The 2,940-nt window shown below is 34.5% G+C and carries 2 protein-coding genes; both read right to left on the bottom strand.

Going from position 1 to position 2,940, the window contains the following annotated elements; genetic code table 11:
- Positions 1 to 483: 483 nt before the first annotated feature.
- On the bottom strand, positions 484 to 2,100 hold the full coding sequence (locus tag V7164_RS25375) for a DUF4179 domain-containing protein (RefSeq protein WP_335346552.1): 1,617 nt from the start codon (positions 2,098 to 2,100) through the stop codon (positions 484 to 486).
- Positions 2,078 to 2,647, bottom strand: coding sequence for an RNA polymerase sigma factor (locus V7164_RS25380; protein ID WP_335346553.1), 570 nt, complete (start codon positions 2,645 to 2,647; stop codon positions 2,078 to 2,080). The genes V7164_RS25375 and V7164_RS25380 overlap by 23 nt, the downstream gene beginning before the upstream one ends.
- Between the last annotated feature and the right edge of the window lie 293 nt (positions 2,648 to 2,940).

Raw genomic sequence — 2,940 nt, forward strand, 5'->3', positions numbered from 1 at the left:
ATTTAAGTATTCTGCCCTTTAGTTTAAGTACCATTTCTTCACAATTCCCTCTAAAATATCTATTTATTTTGAAAATGAGTTATTCAAAAATATGGCCCTTTTCATGAAGAAAGACTCTTTCCTTATTTCAGAAAAGCGCTCTTTTCTTGAATAACTAATTTATCTCTAATAGAGATAAATTCAGGAAAATGTGGATTTACAACATCAAGGAAATTCCAAAATAAAAATCGCAATTTCTCAGTCTCCATTCAGAAATTTGTTAAAGAATAAATACTATTTTAATAATTCCTGAACAATCTTTGTTTTCCAAAACCCAAATCCTATCATAGCACCGAGCATATTGGATGAAATCATCAATGCCAAAACTTCCTCTTTTTGTTACTAATCCTCCTATTTTCTACAAAGTTATAAGCATAATAAGAAAGAAACAAAACATCCTGCTCTATAGTCCAATAGGAAAAGGGTTGCCTCAGCAACCCAAGCTTAAGACTCTTTATATAACGGGACTTTCCATTCCTTTTCTACTTCTTCATATCGTGTCACAGATAACAAATGTAAAGTGAATTCCTTAGGTATCTCTTTCATTCCATATATGGTAAGCGTCGTATTTGTCTTAAAACGACCATTTTCATCTGTCTCATCAAAAACGGACCTGCTGTGAAAAGCTTCATATGTCTCTCCCTTATCATCAACTATTGCCCATGATAATAGATCTGATGAAGGTACTTCCTTCCCACCCTTCATCTCAATGACTAAAACCTGTTCTGTTTCAACTGGAGGAAATGTCTTTTGCAACGAAAAGTCCGTCTGCATATCCACCTTTTTAACGGTGATAAAATTGCCTTCATATTCAAATGAAAGAGGATACTTTTTTAATTCTTTCGGGTTTACATTTATTGAAAAATTCGATGGGACCGTTTTTATCACCCCATCAAGTACAAATGTAAGCTGATCTTCCTGTTTTTGAGGAATAAATGATTCATTCCATTTCATATATCCAAGCTCCCCCGTATCTTCCCCAGTTCCTTGCATAAGCCCCGAATCACTTGGATGGCCTTGATCTTGGAAGATATTAACACGATACAAGGTCTTTCCACTCTTATTTTCAATATGATATTGAATGGCTGTACCGTAGTTTGGGGCAAATGTAAAATTATTTTTGTCCCCAATTGCATTTTCTAGCTCCTGAATTTGTGCTTCCACTTTTGCTTTTTCTTCAGCTGTGAAATACGTATCATACATAATTTCATTTGAAGATGGAGCAAATTGAACTTCTTTTAAGTGAATCCCTACCCCATTATCACTCGTCTTCTGATCATGTAAAACGAGCCTCGTTGTCATTTCCTTAATTTCTTTTAAATCGATCGGGATTTCTAATTGCCAGTTTCCTCTCGTTCCATTTAATTCTGTTAATTCAAACTTAATCGTAAGTGAATCGATTGATTCATGCCCACGTAAGGAAAATTCAATCAATCCATAATCTGAATCATTTATCCAACTCATTCCAAACCCTTCACCTTCAATTGGATTTCCATCTTGATCATAAGCTGAAATGACATTTTTCCCATCTCTAAATTCTAATTGAGGATTAAGTATTTTACCATTTTCCTTTACAACTTGATAAGATAACGCAACCCTTGAAGTGTCTGCTAATACATCTTCCACTTTAAAGGTAATTCTTTGATCCATTACTTCTTGGTCGATACGCTGCGTTAATCCTGATTCAGAAGCCATTCTTAAACCTTCATCAACTTGTTCTGTTGTAAAAAATCCACCAATCCATTCCGCAAAACTAGGATTTAAAGTGGTTGTTAATCCTACTGCAAGTACACAAGCAGCTACTATAAGCAACACCCGTTTCCATTTTTTCTTCTTTTTCTTATGTTCATATGGCTCAAGTTGATTCAAAACTTGATTTGTAAAATCATCAGGTAATGTTGGTGTCGTGAGCGTCTCCTTAATCAATTCTTGTTCTTCTGCGTACATCTTGATGACTTGCTGACATTCTTGACAAGTTTCTACATGTAATTGAATGATTTCATCGACTTGGTCAAACCCATCAAACCATTGTTCCAGTTTATCTTTCGTTGGACATTTCATGAAAATACCCTCCTTTTTCCTCTTTGATCGTTTCTCTTAATTTTTTCTTGGCACGATGGAGTTTATTTCTTACCGTCGCTAAAGAAAGACTCATGAATTCACTGATTTCGCTGTAACTTTGCTCATTTACATATCGGAGGAGAAGAATCATTCGTTCATCTTCTGGAAGGCCGCCAATTAGTTTTTCTAGTTGTCTATTTTTCTCTTTTTTTAAGAAGATCACTTCGGGATGATGGAAATCCTTGACATCATCTTCTCTTATTTCAACCTGTTCCATTTTAAAACGCTTCTTTCTGAATTCATCCATACAGTGATTGATGGCTACTCGATACATCCAACTGGAAAAAGAGCCTTTTCCATCAAACTTTCCAAGCTGGCGATAAATTTTGATAAAGGATTCCTGAACTAGATCAACTGCATCCTGCTGGTTTCCTGTCATTCTTAAAATGGTTGCATATAATGGATTTTTATATTTGTTAATAATTTGTGCGTAGGCTTGTTTATTGCCCGACAGCACTTCCTCTATCCTCTGTCTTTCTTCTTCCATTTCATATAAACCTCCTGCCTGCTCACTGATTAACTCTTTCAACAAGTATAACGGGTTTAACTTACAAATCATTTCACTTTTTCAAAAAAAGAAGAGGAAAATACAAATAGGGTACCCTTTATTTCTTAAAGGAGGGAAATCTCTAGTGTTACTTGAAATAAGGTTTGATCAAAAATACCTCACAAACCAGCATTCTACGACAAATAAAAAAAAAGCATTTTGAAAAAATCTTTATCAAGACCTAAATTATAAAAGTCATAAAAAATAAGGGGTAATACATATTACACATAATA

Source organism: Bacillus sp. JJ1474, assembly GCF_036965225.1.
In the GTDB taxonomy this organism is placed as follows: domain Bacteria; phylum Bacillota; class Bacilli; order Bacillales; family Cytobacillaceae; genus Cytobacillus.

Excerpts from the sequence above, each read along its gene's own strand:
- V7164_RS25375 (WP_335346552.1), bottom strand. The coding sequence starts at position 2,100 with ATGAAATGTCCAACGAAAGATAAACTGGAACAATGGTTTGATGGGTTT.
- V7164_RS25380 (WP_335346553.1), bottom strand. The coding sequence starts at position 2,647 with ATGGAAGAAGAAAGACAGAGGATAGAGGAAGTGCTGTCGGGCAATAAA.